This window comes from Bradyrhizobium sp. Kon56, assembly GCF_055807635.1.
In genome coordinates, this window is record NZ_JBVVOU010000232.1 from 1 (window position 1) to 347 (window position 347).

General features: G+C 51.3%; 1 protein-coding gene. It reads left to right on the forward strand.

What is annotated here, in order from left to right:
* Positions 1-165: 165 nt before the first annotated feature.
* Positions 166-347: hypothetical protein (locus AC0L3B_RS38760; protein ID WP_473382961.1), on the forward strand; the 182-nt coding region annotated here is incomplete at its 3' end.

Sequence of the window (347 nt, forward strand, 5' to 3'; positions counted from 1 at the left end):
GTCGTCTCGAGCAATCACCGGGCATTACCGCCCTGATTCACGACATCAATGCAAATGCCGTGGTGGTTGCGCCATCCACAATCTCTAGCGTTACGCAGACCCATAGCGGTAGCGGTGACAACATAGCTGGGAACAAAATAGTCCAGTGACCTTCAAGGATTGCGCGTGAGTACATTTGAGCAGCATCACAGCGGTACCGGGGACAATGTTGGGCGTGACAAGATCATAAATGAGATCAAATCGCTTGCCCCAGCCGATCTCATAGCTCCCATGGAAATGGTATTTGAGAGCCTGCGGCAAAAGGACAGTGTTACTGCCAAGACTCAGATGGTCATGCTCAAAGCGAT